The organism is Rufibacter sp. JT3400010 (assembly GCF_054956755.1).
In genome coordinates, this window is sequence record NZ_JBUDXA010000021.1 from 24,906 (window position 1) to 40,963 (window position 16,058).

At 48.5% G+C, this 16,058-nt stretch carries 13 protein-coding genes; 9 read left to right on the forward strand and 4 right to left on the reverse strand.

The genetic code is table 11. The annotated features are described in order from the left end of the window. Positions 1 to 23: 23 nt before the first annotated feature. The 6 genes from ACY0JR_RS16765 (at position 24) to ACY0JR_RS16790 (ending at position 9,206) form a co-directional block, all read left to right on the forward strand. Positions 24 to 701, forward strand: coding sequence for a hypothetical protein (locus tag ACY0JR_RS16765; protein ID WP_462635324.1), 678 nt, complete (start codon positions 24 to 26; stop codon positions 699 to 701). Positions 702 to 850: 149 nt separating this feature from the next. Beyond that, positions 851 to 5,977 (forward strand): strawberry notch C-terminal domain-containing protein, encoded by a 5,127-nt coding sequence (locus tag ACY0JR_RS16770; protein ID WP_462635325.1) that lies wholly within the window; start codon positions 851 to 853, stop codon positions 5,975 to 5,977. An 81-nt stretch (positions 5,978 to 6,058) separates the two neighbouring features. Further along, positions 6,059 to 6,307, forward strand: coding sequence for a hypothetical protein (locus ACY0JR_RS16775; protein ID WP_462635326.1), 249 nt, complete (start codon positions 6,059 to 6,061; stop codon positions 6,305 to 6,307). A 379-nt stretch (positions 6,308 to 6,686) separates the two neighbouring features. After that, positions 6,687 to 7,472 carry a ParA family protein gene (locus ACY0JR_RS16780; protein ID WP_462635327.1) on the forward strand — a complete coding sequence of 262 codons (786 nt, stop codon included), beginning with the start codon at positions 6,687 to 6,689 and terminating at the stop codon, positions 7,470 to 7,472. Further along, a complete protein-coding gene (locus ACY0JR_RS16785; RefSeq protein ID WP_462635328.1) occupies positions 7,462 to 7,740 on the forward strand; it encodes a hypothetical protein in 279 nt (92 codons plus the stop codon). The genes ACY0JR_RS16780 and ACY0JR_RS16785 overlap by 11 nt, the downstream gene beginning before the upstream one ends. Before the next feature lie 1,103 nt (positions 7,741 to 8,843). Continuing rightward, on the forward strand, positions 8,844 to 9,206 hold the full coding sequence (locus tag ACY0JR_RS16790) for a hypothetical protein (RefSeq protein WP_462635329.1): 363 nt from the start codon (positions 8,844 to 8,846) through the stop codon (positions 9,204 to 9,206). A gap of 150 nt (positions 9,207 to 9,356) precedes the next feature. Here the strand turns inward: ACY0JR_RS16790 and ACY0JR_RS16795 are convergent, their stop codons facing one another. After that, entirely contained in the window at positions 9,357 to 10,022 is a 666-nt protein-coding gene (locus ACY0JR_RS16795; protein ID WP_462635330.1) for a vWA domain-containing protein, read from the reverse strand. A gap of 585 nt (positions 10,023 to 10,607) precedes the next feature. Between ACY0JR_RS16795 and ACY0JR_RS16800 the strand changes: the two genes are divergently transcribed. Next, positions 10,608 to 11,549, forward strand: a complete 942-nt coding sequence (locus ACY0JR_RS16800) for a DUF5655 domain-containing protein (protein WP_462635331.1) — start codon at positions 10,608 to 10,610, stop codon at positions 11,547 to 11,549. A 163-nt stretch (positions 11,550 to 11,712) separates the two neighbouring features. Next, positions 11,713 to 12,333, forward strand: coding sequence for a hypothetical protein (locus tag ACY0JR_RS16805; protein ID WP_462635332.1), 621 nt, complete (start codon positions 11,713 to 11,715; stop codon positions 12,331 to 12,333). 27 nt (positions 12,334 to 12,360) lie between these two features. Here ACY0JR_RS16805 and ACY0JR_RS16810 read toward each other — a convergent pair whose 3' ends face one another. From ACY0JR_RS16810 to ACY0JR_RS16820, 3 genes are all read right to left on the reverse strand, one after another. Continuing rightward, positions 12,361 to 13,119, reverse strand: coding sequence for an HNH endonuclease (locus ACY0JR_RS16810; RefSeq protein WP_462635333.1), 759 nt, complete (start codon positions 13,117 to 13,119; stop codon positions 12,361 to 12,363). Positions 13,120 to 13,270: 151 nt separating this feature from the next. After that, positions 13,271 to 13,861, reverse strand: coding sequence for a hypothetical protein (locus ACY0JR_RS16815; RefSeq protein WP_462635334.1), 591 nt, complete (start codon positions 13,859 to 13,861; stop codon positions 13,271 to 13,273). Positions 13,862 to 14,481: 620 nt separating this feature from the next. Next, complete coding sequence (locus ACY0JR_RS16820) at positions 14,482 to 15,117, reverse strand: hypothetical protein (RefSeq protein ID WP_462635335.1); 636 nt, start codon at positions 15,115 to 15,117, stop codon at positions 14,482 to 14,484. 241 nt (positions 15,118 to 15,358) lie between these two features. Between ACY0JR_RS16820 and ACY0JR_RS16825 the strand changes: the two genes are divergently transcribed. Next, complete coding sequence (locus tag ACY0JR_RS16825; protein WP_462635336.1) at positions 15,359 to 16,057, forward strand: SOS response-associated peptidase; 699 nt, start codon at positions 15,359 to 15,361, stop codon at positions 16,055 to 16,057. Position 16,058 lies beyond the last annotated feature (1 nt).

Genomic DNA, 16,058 nt, shown 5'->3' on the forward strand with positions numbered 1-16,058 from the left:
TTTCACCTTAAACCAATAATTCCATGGGCCTATTTGACAACGCGACCCCGTATGAGAACATCAATGACGAGAAATTGAAAAGCCCTATGGGCAACCTGAGGTACCTCCACCAGGGGGTGTTTCCGATGACCTTCCAAGAGGCAGAGCTGAGTGAATCCAAAGGCGGAAATCTTGCCCTGGTAATGAAGTATGACACGGGCTTTGTGACCGGAACCGGAGAGCCTACCATCCTTTTCAAGCATTACTACCTGATTGACAAAGCCACCCTTGCCAACCTCCAGAAAGTCTCAGTAGAGGAAGGCCAACCAGATCCGCGCCGTATTCGGGACAACGCCTTCCTGGGGGTTCGGGAAATGCTCTTCACGCTTTTCGGAATCAGGATCGAGACTGTCTCCAGTATCAGAGAGAGCCACGAAACAAGCAAGCTTAAGGGGATGGCCCGGCAGATTACCCTGCAGCTGCAGAAGCGGAACCCAGAGGACCGGCAGGTGGCGGCAACTGTGGATTACCCCCGCTCCCCTTCTCCGAACGGAAAGTTCTACCTGGAAATCGAATGGCTGAACCCCATCGGGGAGCTGGCTTCCCGGCAGGCTTCGTTTAAACCGAAGGTCAATCCAAACCCTACCCCGGAAAGAAACCAGAACGAAGGCCCCCTGCAAAGTTCCTATCGGCAGGAATCCCCGGATGATCTACCCTTCTAACGCATACCCGCTAAGTCCTTGCAAAGGCCCGGCTACCCGCCGGGCCTTTTTTTGTGCCCTTGCCTGAGCTGACGAAAGGAAATCCCAGCCTAGCTCCTTCTAGCCACTCCCCCTCCTACCCTGACAATTACCCACATTAATTCCTTTAGATGAACAAAGTTGAATCAATTTACCTGATGGCCCTTGAACTGGCCGCTGATTTTGTCGGCAAGCAGCAGCTTTCAACCATCGCCATGAACGAAATGGCAAAGCGCCACTTTGGCGGCACGATGAACAGCGGCACCTATGACCGGACCGCCATCTACAATGCCCTGGAGCTGGGCTTCAACATGTGGCTCGCCGTGATGGGCAGCAAACTCAACCTGAAGAAAAGCAATACCGACCTCCTGCTTGCCCAGGCAAACTACCGTAGTCTGCGCCGCAACCTGCAGTTGCTGCCTACCCAATCGGTGCGTTCAGAGGAACAGCTTGCCTTTCAGCAGTTCTCCACCCCGCCGCACCTGGCATACCTGGCCGCCTGGAGTGCCAACCTGCAGGAAGGCGAGCTGATGCTGGAGCCCTCCGCCGGTTTGGGTGGACTTGCGGTGCATGGCCTTTCCCACAAATGCAAACTGGCCCTGAACGAAGTGGAAGAACAGCGCCATGAAGTTCTGGAGGCCATGTTCCAGCACTATGCGGGTGAACTGCGCATGTACAGGCAAGACTTCGACGTGATGTACGCACTGGAACCTACCCTTTGTCCAGACGTGGTGCTCATGAACCCTCCTTTCACCAGCAACGGCGTGACCGGCTACAAAAGCAGGTACATCGGCTTTGAGCATTTGCAGAAGGCCTTGATGATGGTGCGCAACGGCGGCCGCGTGGCCTGCCTTCTCTACGGTGGCCGTCCCAACTTCAAAGGCGACCAGGGGGGCGTTTCCATGTACAACACCGATTACAAGCAGCGGTGGGAGCAGATCCAGAAGACAGCCACCGTCAGGGCCAATGTTTCTTTCCCCGGAAGCGAGTACCTAAAGTACGGTACCGGCGTGAACACGCGCCTGATTGTCATCGACAAGATCGGGCCGCAGGTAGGTGAAACCATCACCTATGAGTTCTCAGATAACGCCGACATTGAGGAGAATTTCTTTCGCCTCATGGAACCGGTGCGCCTATGCCGGTTTGATGCCTCTGTGACCCTGCACAATGCCCCGCCTGCCGGCGTTTCCAAGGAAGCCCACCGGCTGCACCCGGACACTCTTAAAGGGTTGCGGTCTGGCGTGCAGGAATCCGCTCCGGATCACCTGAAAGAAATGATACGGGAGAAAGCGATGCTTACTGTCAAGCCTGTTATGGATGTATACCGTCAGGCACCCTATCTGGAGGTGAACCAGGAGGCATTGCCGCCGGGTGGGGCTGCTTTGGAAGAGCTGGAGGAAACGCCGATGCTCAAACGCAATCCTGAGTACACCACCCACAACTCCAACCAGAAACTGGACGAGGAAGCCTCCTGGAATCCAGTCCTGGAAGGCGTGATGGCCCACAAACCTCATGCAGTTCTGGACATAGATAAAAACAGGTTTGTGCTTCAGCCTTCCGCTGAATTCGATAATGAACCAGTTAGCAAGCCTGCTGCTGAACCAGTCGATGAATACGACATGGCCTCCATGTTCCAGGGCTACAAGCCGTATCTGCAGGTGACCGGTGCCAAGCCGCACCCTTCTCCTCTGGTAGAGTCTGACACCCTGCGCCTGGTACACCCTCCCAAGGTGAAGACCAAGATCCGCCTGCCTTTCCAGGCGGTGCGCGACGGGAAGATATCTGACGTGCAGATTGAATCAGTGGCGCTGGCCATTGACTCCAACAGCCGCAACGTGCCCGACACCCAGATGAAACGCTCTTTCATCAAGGGGCAGGGCACTGGTTTCGGGAAAGGTACCACGCTGGCCACCTCCGCCATGCACTACCACCTGGCGGGCGCAAAGAAGATTCTCTGGATTTCCAAGTCTTCAGACCTGATCGCTGATGCCCGCCGAGACTGGAAGTGGATCGGGGGTGACGAGAAGATCATCTTCCTTTTGAACGATGAGAAGAAGGACATTCAGCGCACCGGTATCTGCTTTGCCACCTACTCCACCATTGGCATGGAGCAGAAAGCGGCTAAGCAGAAAGAAGGCGAGGCCTCCAAAGCGGTGATGATTGGCGTGGATCGTTTGCAGCAGCTAATCAACTGGAAACCAGATCTAATTATAACGGATGAGTGCCACCTAATGAGCAATTCCATTGGTGAGAAAGGCGCTGCGATGGCGAAACGCTCCATCAAGCTTATGGAATCTCTGCCCCATGTGCCGGTGATCATGGCTTCGGCCACGGCCGCTACGGAGGTGGAGAATCTGGCCTATGCGACTGACCGCTTAGGTCTCTCCGGCCCTTCCATGCCTGCCTTCCCTGACAAGAATACCTTCATCTACAAGATCGCTGGCGCTGGTATGCTCGCGATGGAATTGGTGGCCAAGGATATGAAGACAATGGGCCTTTACATGAGCCAGAACCTTTCCTACGAGGGCACCACATTCAGGATGCTGGAGCACACTTTGTCGGAAGACCAGATAGATCAGTACAACACGGCCGCTGAGGCGTGGCGGGCCTGTATCGGCTCCATGCGGGATGCCCTGAAGATGAACAACGCTGATAAAAGCGGCCGGGCCAGGGCGCTCATCAACTCGCAGTTTTATGGGGCGATGCAGCGGTTCTTCAACCAGTTGCTTACTTCCATGAAAACGCCTTCCACCATCAAGGACATAGAAGCTGCTTTGGCCTCCGGTCATTCGTGCGTGGTGCAGCTGGTGAACACCAATGAGGCGGCGACCAACCGTGCCGTGGCTGAAGCCACTGAGCAAGGCCTTTCTCTGGAGGAGATGGATATTTCCCCGAAGGATACGCTGATCGGGCTGATCAGGTCTTCTTACCCTATCGTGCTGCACCAGTACGTGCGGGACAAGGAAGGCAACACCAGCTCTGTGCCGGTAGTGAGCCACAAGGACGAAAACGGGCATGATGTGTTTGCTGTGAACCCGGTAGCGCTGGAAATGCGCGATGACCTGATCAGGCGAGTTGCTGATTTGCGGATTCCCGAGGGTGCGCTGGATATGATCATCAACCATTTCGGTCATACCAAAGTGGCGGAAGTGACGGGTAGGTCCAGTAGGTACGTGACCAGGAAAGGCCGTTGCGAGGGGGACATCGGCGTGACGAAGGAACCGCAGAACCGGAATAAGAATACCTGCAACGCGGAGGCGCAGGATTTCAACGACGGTAAGCGCAGAATTCTGATTTTCTCCGGAGCCGGTAATACGGGAAGGAGTATGCATGCTGATAAGCGTTTTAAGAACCAGCAGCGCCGGATGCACTACGTGTTGCAACCAGGTTGGCGGGCCGACGAAGCACTCCAGGGCCTGGGCCGTACCCACCGCACGAACCAGGCCTCCGCGCCGGAGTACGTGCTCCCGACCACGAACCTGAAAGGCGAGAAGCGGTTTATCACTTCCATTGCCCGCAGGATAGAGCAGTTGGGCTCCCTGACGAAAGGGAACCGGAAAGCTGCGTCCGGTGGCTTGTTCTCCGCTGAGGACAATCTGGAAAGCAAGTACGCGACGGACGCCACCTGGCTTTTCTTCTGTGCGCTCCAAAAGAACGTCATTGAAGGCCTGAGCTTGAAAACGGTGGTGGACCAGATGGGCCTTCAGGAAATGTACAACGAGGAGCACAATCTCCTGGTGAAAGACAAGATGCCGAAAACCACGCAGCTCCTCAACCGCTTGCTGTGTCTGAACACCGACACGCAGGATGCTGTTTTCGAAGCCTGGTTTAAAATCATCAGGGATTGCATTGAAAAGGCCATGGAAGCCGGTACGTTCGACAAGGGCGTGGAGAAAATCAACGCTGAGAAGGTAACCAAAGTCTCTGAAACGGACGTGTACACGGATCCGGACACTGGTGCGGTCACCCGCGTGGTGGAGCTTCAGCTGCTGGACAAGACGCGCTCAGTGACGGTAGGCGAAGCTGTGAACGGGAAGTTTGTGAGCGATACCTATGAGGGCTTTTCTTACACTTTCAGGGAGCATTTCTACGCTTATGTGAAGCAGACGCTCAAAGCAGGGCCACACGCCGGGGAGACCCGCCCGTTTGTGGTGCTGGACTGCGGAATGCTGGCTGACAAGAACGGTGACTTCAAGCGCTCTTTCCGGAAAATATCGCCTTTCGGTGCTATCAAACTCTTCGAGGCCGATTACCAGGCGGAGGGGAATGAGCGCATTGACGTGGCTGAGTGCAGGGAGCTGTGGGCGAAAGCCATTGTGGAGTCGCCAGCTTACGAATCAGAGGATATCTACCTTCTGACCGGGGCCCTGCTTCCTATCTGGGACAAAATTCCGATCGGTGACGGCAAGCCGCGCATCGTGGCGGCAGAGACCACCCAGAAAGAACGTATGCTCGGGCGCGTGATTGAGCCGGAGTACCTGCACGAACTGCTCAATAACCTGGGTGCTCTGACGGCGGGGGAGTATTTCACCACCCGGCAGCTCATTGACTTGGTGCTGGAGAAGGATGCCAAGCTTATTCTCGCCAATAAGTGGACTATCCGGAAGCGTCGCACCGCGGGCGAGGACCGTCTGATCATTACCGGTATCGGTAACGCAGATTTTTACCACCTGCGCGACGGTGGCCACGTGAAGCACGAGTACATCGGCCATAACCTCTATTACATTCCACTGGATGGCCAAGAAGTGGCGCACGTTGAGGCAATAACCCTGAACCGGCGCGTGACCCAGATGGACCGTAGCGGACTTATCACCACCATTCTGGCGGAACCGGCCAGAGAGGTGAAAGTAACGCGTGAGTACGTGGAGGAGCCGGACTTCTTTAACATCGACCATCTCGTTGAACTGCACGATATGGAAACCGGTCAGATCAGGCCTGTATCAGATTTGCTGCTGGAGCACAATGGGGAAGTCCTGGTACCGGCGTCCTGGAAGGACTCTCCTTCCGTAATTCCTCAGGAACCCAACCTTTGCGTCGCTCCTCTCCCCTACCCTGACCCGAACCTTATCTCGGTGTCCCACTTACCGCTTCCCTCAGAGAAGCGCCAAGGGGCTACAAGCAAAGTACAGCAATTACTGCCCCCGGTAGGAGGCGCGATCCAATCCCTGCTGTCCAAGGTGACCAAAAAGTCATTTTCAAAACCAGGAAAAAGGGCTCGGGTAGTCATGGAGGAAACTGGACAGATGAGTTTGTTCTAATCCTTTCGCAAATGCCTTTTCAAATTTAGGGGAGCACGGATCCGTGCTCCCCTTTTCATTTTTAACCTCATGAAACGAAGTATGACTTTAGAAGAACTGCAAATTATAATTGCCCGGGTAATGGATGTACCACCTGAAAGACTACGCTATAACTTACAGGAATTCAGCATATCTATAGGGAACCTGGACAGGCTAAGCCTGCAGGAAAACCTAGTGGAAGAGACCTTTCATCACCTGGATGGATTCGTGTTTGAATTTAACTTGGGTGAGCCCATGCGCATGGCCCTTGTTTCTACGGTATGCGCTCATTTAGGTAATCGATTGGATTAAAGGGGAGCTAACTGCTAAAACTTGTTTCCTTTATCACCGCTGGAATGTAGCGTGTGTTGGGAGAAGAAGATGCTTCTCCCCTTCCTTAAAGTATAGCTTGAAGTCAGCCTCAAAGTAGTAGCCTTTGAATTTTACTTTAAATTACTTTGAATGTGCTTCTTCCTCCTCCTAGGGTAACGTAAGAGGAGGACTACTCCTTCCCGACTGATGCATTGCCAACCAACTGCTTAGCTATGTTCTACCCATGTATTTCCTGTTTGTTTATTTATTGTTTTATGTTTTTATTGGTTAATTACTTAATTCGATTATTATAAATTAGTTTGTTCTCCATAATTGTTATTTTAAATTGCGGCATTAATTTATTCTGAATAATAAGTGCATGGCTAAAATCTTTGCAGTCGCTTTGAATAAAGGGGGGGTTGGCAAGTCCACGACGGCTGCCTACCTAGGCGCAGCCCTTGCCCGTCAGGGCAAGAAAGTACTCCTGATTGACCTGGATTCCCAGCGGAATTGTACAGACTGTTTTCCGCCGGAGATCTATGGCCTTGAAGAAACAGGCAACCCAGAGAATCACGTAGGTAAGCTGCTTACCGGTGCTGTTCCGGTTGCAAAAGCCGTTCACCAGGTAAACGATCATCTGGACATCATTCCCTCGCACAAAGACCTTCTGGAGTACGAGGAAGCGATTGCCAACAAACCGCGGCGGGAGGATCTTCTGCGCAAGGCTATCCGCAGCTACGCTGATGAGCATTATGACTATGTCCTCATCGATACACCTCCCCACCTGGGATTGGCTACTTACAATGCCCTCTACACGGCAGATTATTACCTGGTACCAGTCACGGCCGAATACTTCTCCTATGATGGGATCGATGCCCTGATCCGGAAAGCGAATGCGGTCACAGAGGATACAGGGCTTGAGTTTGCCGGGGTGGTGCTTACCCGCTACAATGAGAAAGAGCGCGGGAAGGCCCTGCAAGCTATTGCCAGTGCCATCAAGGAGGAGACGTACTACAAGACTTTTAAAACCTATATTCGGAAAAACGCGAAAATCGTAGAGGCTCAGATAGAACACCTGGACCTGTTTACCTATGCCCCGGAAAGCGCCGCCGCCGAAGACTATACTAATCTTGCACTTGAGTTAATGGATCGTTATGGCAGATAAGAAAGACTTCGCGGGGAAGCTCAAAAACAGGGAGATGCCCGCCGCCCCTTCCGAGAAGAAGCGCTACAACTACCGGGAAATCGGTTTGAACGGCCGCAAGAAAGCCCTTAACACATTTTCCATCGACCCCGAAATCGAAGACAAGCTTTTCAGGGACTCCTACTGGAACCGCAAGAAACGGTCTTCCCTCGTAAACGATATCCTCAAAGCGTATTATGAAGGCAAGGATTTTGAGGAAATCCCGCCCGAGGCTTACAAAACGAAATAGTCTTCATTCACAATAAATGTTATTTAAAATAATTAAATAACATTTATTACTTTATTCAGGCGGCACCTATTTGGTGCCGCTTTTTTTAGGTCCTTTTTTTGCATTGCCCCAATCAATGTCTCACTCATCATCCCAATTATTTATTGCAGTATTCATTTATTGGTTTATTTGTTAATTGTCATATTTTTCTATTCACTTATTGTTTTATTGGTTCATTACTATGGTTATTTTTTGTTTTATCTCTTTTTTATTTAATGAGGTTATTGCTTTATTGTTTTATTCGCCATAAAGCAGTATTGATGCAGGAAAAACCTGTCTTGGCACCGATATTTATCACTTCCTTATGGCAAGAATTTTGAATTTTTGCTTAATCCAAGATGCAACAAGGCTAAATGCTTCTCTCCAAATTCCTGCTCCCGGTTATGTATCAAGTCAAGAAGAGTTACTATTTGTCAAAACATCCTTGTAAACGTTGATACAGCCCTATGCGACAGACCAAACGTAAATATTTACAAAACGAGGCCACTTAGATGATGTAGCAGGGTCACACAGAATATGGAAGAGAGGGGGAGGCTTAGCCCTGAAGCACAGGTAGTCTCTTGCAAGTATTTCGAAATCCTGTTCAAGAAGAAATTAAGTGTGATTGAAGATATCTCGAACAGGATTTATTCACTTATTATAAATAAGTGATGTTTTTAACAAAGCAATAAATCAATTAAATAATAATGCAATAAGATTTATTGTTTAATTTATTTATTTTAAACAAAAGCGTATGCCTCATATTCAAATCATACACAACATATTGTCATTCTTTGTTTAAACCCAGAAGAGTACTTGTGTCACCCCTGCTAGTAGCAGGTGAACCAGACTTCTAGTGGTTCCCTCAACCTACTCTATGGCATTATTGATTTTTTAGAATAAAATTCTTGAACAACAAGTATAACCAGCCATACGATGATAGGGGAGGGGGGAGGTATAATTCTGTCTACTTTCAGCCATACCAATCTTCTACCTGAATACTAAATCCATGCATCATCCTTAGCCACCTGTAAATACTAAAGGAGTGCTGACCATTCTTAATTTAACTAAAGCAACTATCACGCATGAGCAGATTACCCTATGACGGACTTATCACGCAAACACCGTTCTTTTTCCTGATCAAAGCCGAGTTTACAAAACGAACAAGCCTTTTGCCGGCGCAGGTGATGCAGGTGGCTACAAGCATTGCTTTTCACAGCCTCACCAATGGCACGGATAACCAGGCTGGTATTCCATTCCCATCGGTGAATGCTGTCTACAAAATAAAACTCCTTGACATACCGGAACCCTTGTTTTTGTATGGGACTGAGATGCATGTCCTCAACTCGCACTTTCCCGATGGTATATCCAAGGAAATAACAGGCAAAACGTTTTTGGGAGCGGAGCAGGTGCTCTATATGGTTAGGTACCCTTTGCATTATAATTAAAGCAAAGGGTAACTTCTACAGGGTTCAATTCCACTTCTATGAAAGTTTTTCCGCTTGCCTTTAATTAAATGACCTGAAAAGAAGGATTTATCCGTTCCGAAACTTTAGCCATACGCGTCCTTCATTGTTCCTTACCTGATGCAGAAGTACCTAGGTAGATTTTTCACCCTCCTGTTCTTCGTCTGAAAGATCTGTAAATAGGTTAGCTTTCTTTTCAGTGTCTCTATCACTATCTAATGAGCGGTAATACGAAGAAGCCCTACTCATCTTTCTGTAAATCCTTTGGGTGCCTTCAGAGGAAGCGTGGAAATTCATTGAGTTTCCTCTGGAGATACCTAAACCTTCCGAAACGGCAAAGGCATCTTGGTTGGCGGCCAAAAACAAGAATTCCCATTTGTACACATCCCGCTGATGGGTAATCATCCCATTGATTTGTTCCCTTGTGAATTTTCTACTGGCATTTTCATGGCCATCCGTCAAAATAACAACCAGAACTTTGTTAGGCCTTTCGGAGTCAGGAAGGGCAGCTAAACGGGCACCAATATCCATTATAGTTTTACCCAATGCATCAAAAAGGGCGGTACTACCCCGGGGGACAAAGGTTTGGCTATTGAATAGGGGGACATCGGCTAAGGGCTTCCCACTATGCATCAATTCATACTCGTGATCAAACAACACCACGCTCATCACCGCCTCACCGGGTGTTTCTTGTTGTGTTTTAAGAAAAGTATTAAATCCGCCGATTGCGTCATCGGTGATACTTGCCATTGAACCGGAACGATCCAACACGCAAACAATTTCAGTTAGATCCTTCATAACATATATGTCTTATAGATAGTTAAGATTCAATTATCATGTTTATGAATAACGCAATAATAAGTGGTGAGTTAAGACAATTATAAAAGGGAGGGTTCTTTAACCCTCTATAAGTGTTCCTCAATAATGGATAGGGCTGCTTCTTTATGATAATTAAGGTATAAGAATTTATTAGGCTTTTCATCAAGTTTATCTTTGAATTACTTATCCATTGATTCATTTTAGAAAAGGTGAATCTTCTTCTTAATCAACATAAGATAGACTATCGGCTAAACATAAGAGTCATTATAAGCTAGGTGTGTCTTTGCTAAGTTTAAACACTCACCGCTATACAGTAGCTGTTTACTTCATGGTTCGTTCCAGAAGCCAAGCATTGCCTCAAGGAAGTTGCCGATCAGGGTCTGTGGGAAATTTAAGCGCATGCGGATACTGGCCGTTCACGAAACAGCTATATTGGAGGGAAAGTTGGAATGGAAAGCGAAAGAAACGGGGGATTTGAAGTAAGCTGTGGACTTCATCCGTATAGTCAATAACCCGAGCTTCTCCTAATGCACTGTGATTGGCATACATAGTAAGAAGACATAAATGGCGATTTTCGAGATAGACAAAGGAAAAGCAAGACGGGTACGGCTTAGTGAATTCAAACTTGAGAAGGACTTGCAGAGGTTAGTCGAAGGTAACCTGGAAACGTTTTTCAGTTGCCGGTTCATAGCCACGGAGTTCTCAACCGGGAATATTCATTCGGGCCGGATTGACACTCTGGCAATATCAGAGGATAATAACCCCGTGATAATCGAATATAAGAAAGTCGCGTCCTCTGATTTGATAAACCAAAGCCTTTATTACCTGCATTGGATCAAGGACCACAAAGGGGATTTCCAAGTTGCGGCGAATAAAGCTCTGGGCAAGGAAACCAACGTCGATTGGTCGGACATCAGGGTAATCTGCCTGGCTCCTGAGTATAAGAAATACGACTTGCACGCAGTCCAGGTAATGGGTGCGAACATCGAGCTTTGGCAATACAAGACCTACGAGAACGGGATACTCAATATTGAGGAGGTCTACAAAAGGACAAGCCCAGCCCCCAATAGGGACGCGGAAGAGGCAGGCGAAAAGAACCCGGTGATGGTGGAGGCAGGGAAAAAAGCCGCTCTGACAAGGAAAACGGCTACTCACACCTTAGAGCAACACTATGCGGACCTTGAGGGTGAGGTTCTGGAGCTGTTCAATTTGATCCGTGACTACATAGTGGCACTCGACAGTTCGATAGAGGAGGCGCCCAAGAAGAACTATATCGCCTACAAGACCAGCCAGAACTTTACCTGTCTGCAGACCTACCGGAAGAAGCTGACCCTGTACCTTAAACTAAACCCTGAAGAGGTTGACCCAGTGCCGAGACAGGGACGTGATGTAAGGGGAATAGGGCACTTCGGCACAGGCGATTTCGAACTGACGATAAAGAGTATAGAGGATTTCGAAGAAACCAAATATCTGATCAACGAGGCATATAAAAACATAGGCGGATAAAGCCACCGCATGCCCATAGCGCACAGGGCTTTTATCCGGTAGGTTGATAAACTTTGTTTCTGGATTAAAGGTAAACTTGTTCCCCTCGGATAGGATAGCGCCAATATGCCTGCCAAAGGCCCAATGTGCAGACCTTTGTAAGTGTGATATAGACCGTTAAATAATGATTCAATCGCCAGGGGAAGTTAAACGCGCAATATCCAAATGCTATGGTTCAATCATAGGAGAATGCAGGCTTATCCTTGCCTCTGAACTACATTACCAGGCAATGGTTTACCACCACCTCAGGCAAACGGGGGAGATACCCTACAATCAGCTTGGGATGAACGTGAAGACAACTGTGATGGATGTCCAGACAGATTTCTTCAGCCAAAGGATTCTCCTGAAGAACCCAAACTACCAAACCGGCGGAATTGAGATCATACCCGATATCACCTTCTTCACCGAAGCCATAGACCATGACTGGAGAAGGAGGAACTTCGCAAACACCCTTAGGGAGACGATCTATGCGCTCGAGATCAAGGCATCCGAAAGGCACAAAGGCAGGTTGGGGCAGAAGGAGATCCTGACCGATATCCAGAAACTGGTTGCCCAGAGGGAGGAGACCCACCGCATCCACGGGAGAAGGATAGGGGTGGGGATGTTCATCATCGATGTAGCCCCTGACAGGCAGGAGAGAATGCAGGGGTTGACCCTGGATTACATCACCGGCATCTCCAGGGCGAATGGGGTTGACCTTTGGTACTTCAACCAGGAAACCACGGTGGAAGAACTGGCGGGCTAGGCGGATAATAGTTCATTGTCTGCGGGACTATGCTTTGCCGTTCATTATTATTTCTTTCAGTTCTTCCATTTTAAGCCATGGCCTTCTCTTATGGATCATCCTATGGCAGTTAGAGCAAAGTAATGCAATATCTTCAGGCCTTGTTTTATGGTCAGGTTTCATTTCACTTACAGGGATTATATGATGCCCTTCAATAAAATCTTGCCCAATCTCGCCGTAAGTTTTTTCAAAATCAAATTCACAGGCTTGGCAGATCAGCTTACCATGTTTTCTCTTGAAATATTCTTTCGCAGCTTGGATAACTTTGGGGTTTCTTTCTCTTGCCTTATGCTTACGCTCTACGATTCTTCCTTCAGGAAACTCACCCGTTTGCTCTGGATCATCCGAAAAGTCATCAGTAAGGTTTAACGTCCAAAATTTTCTTTCCGCACCAAACGAACCGCTTTTATTAGGCTCGATTCCAAGGTTTATACAATAAGTTAGATATAGATTCTCTAGTTCTGCATTCGGCAATGGATTAGCGCCAAGTATTTTACTTATTGCCCTGTTGGTTTCCCCGCCGTGCACATATGATTGCTTATGACTTTCAATCACATTGTTTCTGTAACCTAGAAACCTGCTTGGGGCAAAACGTATCTCTTTTTCAACTGTATAAGCAATGAAACAGGTGCCACGTTTGATAAGGCTAAGTGCTTCTTCATTTTCATATTCCTCGCCTTCGGTCAAGTAAAATTCGACAGTTTCGATATTGTCAATCAGCTCGTACAGATTTTCTATCAGTTCCATATTCCAGATTTAACATAACTGTCTTTTACCCGCGCAATGGTGGAAAGACGGATTTCGAGCTGACAATGTAGATAGATTTTAACCCTATTCAAGTTGTACCTGCCAAGGCAGAGGCAGCTTTTGCGTGAATATAGTGCTATGGGCAGTTTTTCTAATGAATTATCCCAACCATTTTGTGACGCGCTAGCGGATCTGCATTGATTTTTCTCCAATCCCAGCCTATCGGCATGGTTGCTCTGTATTCTTTAAGTAAAAGATCTTGATCTCTTGTCAATCCCCTTTGACCAGCTTGTTCATAAATATCCAATAGTTGATCAAGTTCTTCTAAATCTCCTTTTAAAACCATTTTGAATAATTCTGAAACAATAAATTTTGCAGGAATGGTATGTTCCCATACATCCTTTTTTGGTCCAATTCGTGGTGCAATCTTTCGAATTATTTGACCTTGGTTCACAGCAAGCTTTTTAAGTAATATTTTAACAAAATCCTTGTCTTCGCATTGGATAAAAAACAGGAGGATTTCTCGTAGATATTGGCGTGGTTTGATTCTACCTTTGATTCTTTTAGGTCTATCTTTGTAGAAAGGCATGTCTGTTTGAATTGCCAAATCACACTTTATTCTATAGGCGACCTCCGGTTTCGCATTTTCCAATAAAGTACATAGCCTTCGCTTAAATTCTGCAACCTCTTCGCTTTCTCTTTTTTGTAACCTTTTAAGGCTTGTGATACTTTGAGCTTCCATCTATGGTTAATATAAATTGCCCTAAACTACTGTCTGTATGTGATAACTCTGTTTATTGTCTCTATATACAGAGTCAAACATCCGTTTACCCAACCAACGTAGGTGGATGAATAGAACTAACCTATCTAATTTAATATATTGTTCGATAACTACTTCATTGGAGGAATGGATTTAACTTCAAAATAAACCCTGCTTCAAATATCACGTTTGCGGCTTGTTTGCCTAGGTTCTGTCGCTTACTTTCGCTTCACATCTAGCAAATGTCAGAATTGAAGCATTCCATCTATTACATCACCTACAGGAGAGTCTCTCTGGTGGGCCCTATATAGCATTACCGTGGAAAATAAAGGCACCTGAAGGTTGATTGATTGCATAACAGGGCATGAACCCTATATCTCGGAAACCAGGAAGCCTGTTTTTAACACACTTGTCTTCAGGCATTCTCGGCAAAGCCTCCGAGGAAAGAAAAGTGTGCGGCCTGGATCCTAGGAGAGCCCCCAAGGCGGACACAAGGAGATAGTGAATTGGGCTTGCAGCTAAAGGCCACAAGCCTCTAAATCCCTGAAACGTGGAATATAGGGCACCCAGTAGAAACTGGCGTTATTGACCCCATCTGTTGCCTACCACCGTTTCCTGTCAGGGCTGTGCCTCAGCAGGTCTTCCCTGAGGATAACCAAGGCACGGAGCCAGAACAGCAATACCAGAAAGAGGAAGATACTGACCTCAACCCAACCATGGCCAAAGAACAGGTGGTAAAGCGCATAGAGCCAAGAGACCCGGTAGAAGCCTTCGTTCGCCTGGAATGCTATCATCCAATAGACACTCCCTTGACCGTGCACGGTATCCCCGCCGGAATCCGGCTGAGACCCAATAAAGCCATCCCGTAACTGAATCCAGCTGCCGGCCAGCAGGCTTACCAAGATCATTCTGATGTCCTTGGAACTATTTATTTCACCATCCCAACCAGAGGTGTAATCTTTTTCCCAAAGTTTGAACGGGAGCCAGGCTGCAATCTGCACCATGTTATCAACCCCGTGCACAATTACCCCGATCAGGTAAACCAGAGGCACAAGCAGCAGCACGGCGGAAGAGATCTCTTTCGATGCTTGCATCACAAGGCTGAGGAACTTGGAGCCATCGGTGTCCCCGAGGGAATCCATGGGGAAAACCAACTGGGTAGAAGCTAGGCATGCCAGAAAATAGAAGCCTACCAGGAAATAGGAGAAGATGTCCCGCAGTGTAATCTTTGACTCCATTCTCGTATATGGGTTAGTGAAAGCGCGCTTCCATGTACCACAGAAAGAAGGCAGCACCCCCAAGCTTATTACGGGCATCGCTACTACAATTAACTGCGGTTTATGAAAGATAGCACTTTCCTTGATCAATACAAGTGACTTTGCCTATCTTGGTATGCTTCCCATCAACCGTTGCGGCAACCATATCCATCTTTATGGGGCAGTTCTAATACGGCATCTGTCAAAATTATTATCTAAACCCATGTGCGGACGTTACTCAGTTATCCCGAAGAAAAAGCAGGTAGCAACTGGACAGAAAGGCTCCGTCGCGGAGGTGCTGGCCAAGTACCAGGAAGAGGCCCGCTACAATGCCGCCCCCTCTCAGCTTCTGCCGGTCATCACCAACCAGGAACCAGACAAAGTGCAGCACTTTTCTTGGGGGCTGCTCCTCAGTTGGTCCAAGGAAAAGGAGCACGGGCTCAGGCCCATCAACGCCCGCACAGAGACCATCTTGGAGAAGCCCAGTTTCAGGACGCTCATCGGGAGCAAGCGGTGCCTCATCCCGGCCGACAGCTTCTACGAGTGGAAGCGCGTGGGTAAGACCAAGACCCCTTACCGCATACTGCTGAAGGATGAGCAGATGTTCACGTTCGCCGGCCTCTGGGACGAGTGGGTGGACCACAGTACGGGTGAGGTGCTGCACACTTTCACCGTCATCACCACGGAGCCCAATGAGCTCATGGCGGGCATCCACAACCGCATGCCGGCCATCCTGCACCCTGAGGAAGAACTGATTTGGCTCTCAAACACCGATGACGTGAAACTGCTTACCGAATTGCTTAGGCCCTACCCGGCCGAGAAGATGAAGGCCTATCCGGTCTCAACATTGGTAAACTCGCCTAGGAACGAAGGGCCGGAGATTTTGCAGCCGGTGGCGCAACAGGGAGGCTTGTTTCAGTAGC

Excerpts from the sequence above, each read along its gene's own strand:
- ACY0JR_RS16765 (WP_462635324.1), top strand. The coding sequence starts at position 24 with ATGGGCCTATTTGACAACGCGACCCCGTATGAGAACATCAATGACGAG.
- ACY0JR_RS16770 (WP_462635325.1), top strand. The coding sequence starts at position 851 with ATGAACAAAGTTGAATCAATTTACCTGATGGCCCTTGAACTGGCCGCT.
- ACY0JR_RS16775 (WP_462635326.1), top strand. The coding sequence starts at position 6,059 with ATGACTTTAGAAGAACTGCAAATTATAATTGCCCGGGTAATGGATGTA.
- ACY0JR_RS16780 (WP_462635327.1), top strand. The coding sequence starts at position 6,687 with ATGGCTAAAATCTTTGCAGTCGCTTTGAATAAAGGGGGGGTTGGCAAG.
- ACY0JR_RS16785 (WP_462635328.1), top strand. The coding sequence starts at position 7,462 with ATGGCAGATAAGAAAGACTTCGCGGGGAAGCTCAAAAACAGGGAGATG.
- ACY0JR_RS16790 (WP_462635329.1), top strand. The coding sequence starts at position 8,844 with ATGAGCAGATTACCCTATGACGGACTTATCACGCAAACACCGTTCTTT.
- ACY0JR_RS16795 (WP_462635330.1), bottom strand. The coding sequence starts at position 10,022 with ATGAAGGATCTAACTGAAATTGTTTGCGTGTTGGATCGTTCCGGTTCA.
- ACY0JR_RS16800 (WP_462635331.1), top strand. The coding sequence starts at position 10,608 with ATGGCGATTTTCGAGATAGACAAAGGAAAAGCAAGACGGGTACGGCTT.
- ACY0JR_RS16805 (WP_462635332.1), top strand. The coding sequence starts at position 11,713 with ATGATTCAATCGCCAGGGGAAGTTAAACGCGCAATATCCAAATGCTAT.
- ACY0JR_RS16810 (WP_462635333.1), bottom strand. The coding sequence starts at position 13,119 with ATGGAACTGATAGAAAATCTGTACGAGCTGATTGACAATATCGAAACT.
- ACY0JR_RS16815 (WP_462635334.1), bottom strand. The coding sequence starts at position 13,861 with ATGGAAGCTCAAAGTATCACAAGCCTTAAAAGGTTACAAAAAAGAGAA.
- ACY0JR_RS16820 (WP_462635335.1), bottom strand. The coding sequence starts at position 15,117 with ATGGAGTCAAAGATTACACTGCGGGACATCTTCTCCTATTTCCTGGTA.
- ACY0JR_RS16825 (WP_462635336.1), top strand. The coding sequence starts at position 15,359 with ATGTGCGGACGTTACTCAGTTATCCCGAAGAAAAAGCAGGTAGCAACT.